General features: G+C 34.2%; 4 protein-coding genes and 1 pseudogene. 4 read left to right on the forward strand and 1 reads right to left on the reverse strand.

Annotated elements, in window-relative coordinates; translation table 11 throughout:
* The first annotated feature begins 49 nt into the window (after window positions 1-49).
* The gene (gene alaS / locus ACH2BG_RS08750; RefSeq protein WP_395047312.1) at window positions 50-2686 is read left to right on the forward strand and encodes an alanine--tRNA ligase; all 2637 of its coding nucleotides are present in this window, start codon (window positions 50-52) and stop codon (window positions 2684-2686) included.
* Window positions 2687-2737: 51 nt separating this feature from the next.
* On the opposite strand, the gene ACH2BG_RS08755 is transcribed toward alaS, so the two are convergent.
* Window positions 2738-3253, reverse strand: coding sequence for a DUF2892 domain-containing protein (locus ACH2BG_RS08755; RefSeq protein ID WP_395047313.1), 516 nt, complete (start codon window positions 3251-3253; stop codon window positions 2738-2740).
* Between the two features lie 153 nt (window positions 3254-3406).
* Between ACH2BG_RS08755 and rpmH the strand changes: the two genes are divergently transcribed.
* From rpmH to ACH2BG_RS08770, 3 genes and pseudogenes are all read left to right on the forward strand, one after another.
* Complete coding sequence (gene rpmH, locus ACH2BG_RS08760; protein WP_007136275.1) at window positions 3407-3568, forward strand: 50S ribosomal protein L34; 162 nt, start codon at window positions 3407-3409, stop codon at window positions 3566-3568.
* A 236-nt stretch (window positions 3569-3804) separates the two neighbouring features.
* Window positions 3805-6657 carry a carbamoyl-phosphate synthase large subunit gene (carB, locus tag ACH2BG_RS08765; protein ID WP_395047314.1) on the forward strand — a complete coding sequence of 951 codons (2853 nt, stop codon included), beginning with the start codon at window positions 3805-3807 and terminating at the stop codon, window positions 6655-6657.
* 56 nt (window positions 6658-6713) lie between these two features.
* Window positions 6714-6912: pseudogene (locus ACH2BG_RS08770) on the forward strand (Inward rectifier potassium channel Irk); the annotation flags it as partial.

The raw sequence follows: 6912 nt of genomic DNA on the forward strand, positions 1-6912 counted from the left end.
CCTAAATAATTTTTAAATCTTGAAATTTTTAAATTTTTAAATTAAAAAAATGACATCAAAAGAAATCCGCAAGCAATACCTTCAATTCTTCGAATCAAAAGGACATCTTATCGTTCCATCAGCACCAATCGTACTTAAAGACGATCCAACGCTTATGTTTAACAATTCAGGAATGGCGCAATTCAAAGAATATTTCTTAGGAAACGGAGCGCCAAAAAGTCAAAGAATTGCCGATACACAAAAATGTTTGCGTGTGTCAGGAAAACACAATGATTTAGAAGATGTAGGTTTCGATACGTACCATCACACGATGTTCGAAATGCTAGGAAACTGGTCATTTGGTGATTATTTCAAAAAAGAAGCTATTAATTGGGCTTGGGAATTATTGACAGAAGTTTATAAAATTCCAAAAGAAAACTTATATGTTTCCGTTTTCGAAGGAAGCAAGGAAGACAATGTACCTTTTGACCAAGAAGCTTGGGATATCTGGAAAGGATTAATCGACGAAGACAGAATCATCTTAGGAAACAAAAAAGATAACTTCTGGGAAATGGGAGATCAAGGACCTTGCGGACCATGTTCAGAAATTCATGTCGATTTGCGTACTGATGCAGAAAAAGCTTTAGTTTCAGGAAAAAGTCTAGTAAATAATGACCACCCACAAGTAGTAGAGATCTGGAACAACGTTTTTATGGAATTCAACCGTAAAGCCGATGGTTCTCTAGAAAAATTACCAGCACAACACGTAGATACCGGAATGGGATTTGAGCGTTTGTGCATGGCGTTGCAAGGAAAAACATCTAACTATGACACTGATGTTTTTACACCACTTATCGAAAAAGTAGAACAAATTACAGGTTATAAATATACTTCAAACGAAGTTAAAAACATAAGCGAAGAACAAAACAAGACCAATATTGCTATCAGAGTAATTGTCGATCATGTTCGTGCGGTAGCATTTGCTATTGCTGATGGACAATTGCCATCTAACACTGGCGCAGGTTATGTAATTCGTCGTATTTTGCGTCGTGCGATTCGTTACGGATTTACGTTTTTGGATACCAAAGAGCCTTTTATTAATAAATTGGTAGAAGTTTTGGCAAACCAAATGGGAGAATTTTTCCCAGAAATCAAATCACAACAACAATTAGTTACCAATGTAATTCGTGAAGAAGAAGCTTCGTTTTTAAGAACATTAGATCAAGGTTTGCAATTATTAGATAAAGTTGTTGCTGAAACAAAAGGAAAAGAAGTTTTAGGAGCAAAAGCATTCGAATTATATGATACTTTCGGTTTTCCAATCGATTTAACAGCTTTAATTCTTCGTGAAAAAGGATACGAATTAGATGAAGCTGGATTTAATGCTGCCATGCAAGAACAAAAAAATCGTTCGCGTGCTGCATCAGAAGTTTCGACTGAAGATTGGTCGGTTTTAATTCCAGGAAACGTCGAGACGTTCGTTGGTTATGATAAAACGGAGAATGATGTAAAAATCACTCGTATTCGTAAAGTAGATTCTAAAAAAGATGGAATCTTATACCAAATAGTTTTAGACAACACACCGTTTTATCCAGAAGGAGGAGGTCAAGTTGGAGATAAAGGAACTTTAGTTTCAGCTAACGAAACGATTGATATTATCGATACTAAAAAAGAAAACAACTTAATTCTGCACTTTGCGAAACAATTGCCTGAGAATGTATCTGCAAGTTTTGTAGCTAAAGTAAATACTGATTTGCGAGATTTATCGTCTAGAAATCACTCGGCGACACATTTAATGCATTTGGGATTGCGAACTATTTTGGGAACGCACGTAGAGCAAAAAGGATCATTGGTAAACCCAAATAATTTACGTTTCGACTTTTCACATTTTAGTAAAGTAACAGACGAGCAATTACTAGAAGTTGAAAATTTTGTAAATGAGAGAATTCAACAGCAATTACCATTAGTAGAAAGAAGAAGTATTCCGATTCAACAAGCTTTAGACGAAGGAGCAATGGCTTTGTTTGGCGAAAAATACGGAGACAACGTTCGTGCGATTAAATTTGGAGAAAGCATGGAACTTTGTGGTGGAATTCACGTGAAAAATACCGCTGAAATCTGGCATTTCAAAATCATTTCTGAAGGAGCCGTTGCAGCAGGAATTCGACGTATCGAAGCAATTACTAGCGATGCTGTAAAAGCACATTTTGCTTTACAAGAAAATACTTTAGATGAAGTAAAAATTGCATTGAAGAATCCACAAGATATTTTAAAATCGGTTGTTTCATTGCAAGATGATAATGCGAAGTTGAAAAAACAAATCGAGCAATTGCTTAAAGAAAAAATCGATGGATTAAAAAATACTTTAGTTTCTGAATTTCAAGAAATTAATGGTATTAACTTTTTGTCGAAACAAGTAGATTTAAGTATGAGTTCGACCAAAGATTTGGCGCAAGCATTGGGAAGTTCAAAACCAAATTCGTTTGTAGTTTTAGCTTCAATAGAAGAGAATATGCCAAATATTCATTGTTATATTACTAAAGAACTGATTGCAGAAAAAAGCTTAAACGCTAACGCAGTTATCAAAGAATTAGGAAAGTACATTGATGGAAACGGTGGAGGACAACCATTCTTCGCATCAGGAAAAGGTAAAAATACAAATGGAATTAAAGAAGCTTTGGGAAAAGCGATTGAGTTTGTGAAGTAAAAACATATTTTAAACCCTTCAAGAGTTTCAAACTCTTGAAGGGTTTTTTAGTTAAATCTTTTTCATCTGATCTTTCATCATTTTTACTTGGTCTTTCAGCATATTTTGCTTATCTAATTTTTTAACTTCAGTAAGCAAATTAGTAGCCTCAATTTTACGTCTTCTGCTCAAAGCAATTCCGGCCAAATTTAGTTTTGCAAGCGCTAAATCCTGATCCATACTTAATCCCAAACTAATCGCTTTCTTAAAATATTTCTCCGCCTGAATCAAATTCGTTTGCGAAAGCATCAAACCGTGTAAATAATTAAAATAACCTTGTTGCTTTTGTACCAAAGCCGTTTCTGGATTTTTTATCTTATCCAACCAGCTTTTTGCACCTGCAAAATCTTGTTTTCTTAATTTTAAGAAGGCTAAAAGGATAAATTCGTTTTTAAAATATAAGAAAATAGGAATTGCAGATAGTAAAATAAGGAAAATCCCGTTTCCAATATTCCCTTCGGTAAATTGCCAAATCCCAGTAAATATAACTAGAGCTGCTATTACAAGCTTAATATTTCTATGAAACATAGTAGTGTTTTTATAATGAATGGCAAATATAGTAAAAGAATTAAAATATTTTTATAAAACCACTTGCAAGAAAAAAAAATCATTGTATATTTGCACTCGGTTTGAAAGAAACCTACAACAAGATATTTATACAAGAATTTAAAGATACACAAAATGAGCAAAAGAACGTTCCAACCATCGAAAAGAAAAAGAAGAAACAAACACGGATTCATGGACAGAATGGCTTCTGCAAATGGAAGAAAAGTTTTAGCTCGTCGTCGTGCTAAAGGAAGACATAAATTGACTGTTTCTTGTGAACCAAGACACAAAAAATAATGATTTAACAATCAATATAAAGCCGTTACTTTTATTAGTAGCGGCTTTTTTTTAAATCTGTTCATAAATATTAATAAATTTTTGAAGCTATTTCCCGCTATTCACTTCAATCTTTTTATTTTTAAAGAAAAAATAAAAAGGATTTACGTTTCAAACGAAGTTCACTGAACTCCAATGAAAATAAAAATTAAGTGAAGTAATCGGGGCTAAAACACACAACTAACTACAACTACACAATGCCAAAAGACAATTCAATAAAATCGGTTTTAATTATAGGTTCAGGACCAATCGTAATCGGTCAAGCCTGTGAGTTTGATTATGCAGGATCACAATCGGCACGTTCTATTCGTGAAGAAGGAATCGAAGTAATCCTTATCAATTCTAATCCAGCAACTATTATGACCGACCCAACCATGGCGGATCATGTTTATTTGTTGCCACTTACAACAAAATCGATTATTCAAATCCTAAAAGAACATCCGCAAATTGATGCTGTTTTACCAACAATGGGAGGACAAACAGCCTTAAATCTTTGTTTAGAAGCTGACGAAAAAGGAATTTGGAAAGATTTTAATGTAAGACTAATTGGTGTCGATGTAAATGCTATCGAAATTACGGAAGATAGAGAAAAATTTAAAAACCTTTTAAATAAAATAGGGATTCCGCAAGCACCTGCAAAAACAGCAACTTCTTTCTTAAAAGGAAAAGAAATTGCGCAGGAATTTGGTTTCCCGTTAGTGATTCGTCCATCGTTTACACTAGGAGGAACTGGAGCTGCAATTGTTTATAAAAAAGAAGATTTCGACGAAAAACTAACTTACGGATTAGAAATGTCGCCAATTCACGAAGTGCTTATCGATAAAGCATTAATGGGTTGGAAAGAATACGAATTAGAATTACTTCGTGATAAGAATGACAATGTAGTTATTATTTGTACTATCGAAAATATGGATCCAATGGGAATTCATACAGGAGATTCTATAACGGTAGCGCCAGCCATGACTTTATCGGACACAACGTTTCAAAGAATGCGTGATATGGCGATTTTGATGATGAGAAGTATCGGAAATTTTGCAGGAGGTTGTAACGTACAATTTGCCGTTTCACCAGATGATAAAGAAGATATTGTAGCGATTGAAATAAATCCTCGTGTGTCACGTTCCTCAGCATTAGCCTCTAAAGCGACAGGCTATCCAATTGCAAAAATTGCTTCAAAACTGGCTTTGGGTTATCATTTAGATGAACTTCAAAATCAAATTACAAAATCTACTTCAGCACTTTTCGAACCGACTTTAGATTATGTAATTGTAAAAATTCCTCGTTGGAATTTCGATAAATTTGAAGGAGCAGACAGAACTTTAGGGCTTCAAATGAAATCCGTAGGAGAAGTTATGGGAATTGGTCGTTCGTTTCAAGAAGCTTTACATAAAGCCACGCAATCACTTGAAATTAAGAGAAATGGCTTAGGAGCAGACGGAAAAGGATACAAAAATTACGAGCAAATTATAGACAAACTAACCTATGCAAGTTGGGATAGGGTTTTTGTGATTTATGATGCTATTGCGATGGGAATTCCATTGTCACGCATTCACGAAATCACAAAAATAGATATGTGGTTCTTGAAACAATATGAAGAATTATATAGTTTAGAAAAAGAAATTTCTAAATACAAAATAGATACTTTACCTAGAGATTTATTGCTAGAATCTAAGCAAAAAGGTTTTGCCGACAGACAAATTGCACATATGATGGGTTGTTTGGAAAGTCAAGTTTATAAATTACGTGAAGAGCAAAATATCAATCGAGTTTATAAGTTAGTAGATACTTGTGCTGCCGAATTTAAAGCATTAACACCTTACTATTACTCCACTTTTGAAGCTGAAATAGAAACTGCTTCGGGAGAAAAATACGTTCACAACGAAAGTATTGTAACCAACAAAAAGAAGGTAGTTGTTTTGGGTTCTGGACCCAATAGAATTGGACAAGGAATCGAGTTCGATTACTCTTGTGTTCACGGAGTTTTAGCAGCTAAAGAATGTGGTTACGAAACCATCATGATAAACTGTAATCCCGAAACGGTTTCGACCGATTTTGATACAGCCGATAAATTATATTTCGAACCTGTTTTTTGGGAGCATATTTACGATATCATTCGTCATGAGAAACCAGAAGGAGTTATTGTACAATTAGGTGGGCAAACCGCTTTGAAACTTGCTGAAAAATTATCTAAATACGGAATAAAAATTCTAGGAACCTCTTTTGATGCTTTAGATTTAGCCGAAGATAGAGGGCGTTTTTCTGAGCTTTTAACAGAGCTTAAAATCCCATTTCCACAATTCGGAATTGCAGAAAATGCAGACCAAGCAAGTGCTTTGGCCGATGTTCTAGATTTTCCATTACTCGTTCGTCCTTCGTATGTTTTGGGAGGACAAGGCATGAAAATTGTCATCAACAAACAAGAACTCGAAGAGCATGTCATAGATTTATTAAAAAATATTCCAGGAAATAAATTGCTTTTAGATCATTATCTTGATGGTGCAATTGAAGCCGAAGCCGATGCAATTTGCGACGGAGAAAATGTGTACATCATAGGAATTATGGAGCACATCGAACCTTGCGGAATTCATTCTGGCGATTCTAATGCGACTTTACCTCCATTTAATTTGGGCGAATTTGTCATGCAACAAATAAAAGATCATACGAAGAAAATTGCATTAGCACTTAGAACTGTTGGTTTAATAAATATTCAATTTGCTATAAAAGACGATATGGTTTATATCATTGAAGCCAATCCAAGAGCTTCGAGAACGGTTCCGTTTATCGCAAAAGCTTATGGCGAACCTTATGTAAATTATGCAACTAAAGTTATGTTGGGCGAAAATAAAGTAACCGATTTTAAATTTAATCCGCAACTAAAAGGTTATGCAATCAAGCAACCTGTTTTCTCTTTTAGTAAATTTCAAAATGTAAACAAAGCATTAGGTCCAGAAATGAAAAGCACAGGAGAAAGTATTTTGTTTATAGATGATTTGAAAGACGATCAGTTTTACGAATTGTATTCTAGACGAAAAATGTATTTGAGTAAATAATAAAAAAGTCCCGATTGGGACTTTTTTTATGAATTAAAATGGTTTAAATTTACTTTATGAAAGTATTTAAAAAAGAAAAAAAAAATATAAAAACAGACAATCAAACTGGTTTTGGAACCAATGCGGCCAATTATGGCGGCCGATTTTTAGATAAAAATGGCGCTGCTAATATAGAAAAAAGAGGTTTGCCTTTTTTTGATCAAATTAGTTGGTTTCACACGCTGTTGCGGTTGCCAGCATGGAAATTTCAAATGA

Origin of the sequence: Flavobacterium sp., from assembly GCF_043779715.1 — a bacterium.
GTDB lineage: Bacteria > Bacteroidota > Bacteroidia > Flavobacteriales > Flavobacteriaceae > Flavobacterium.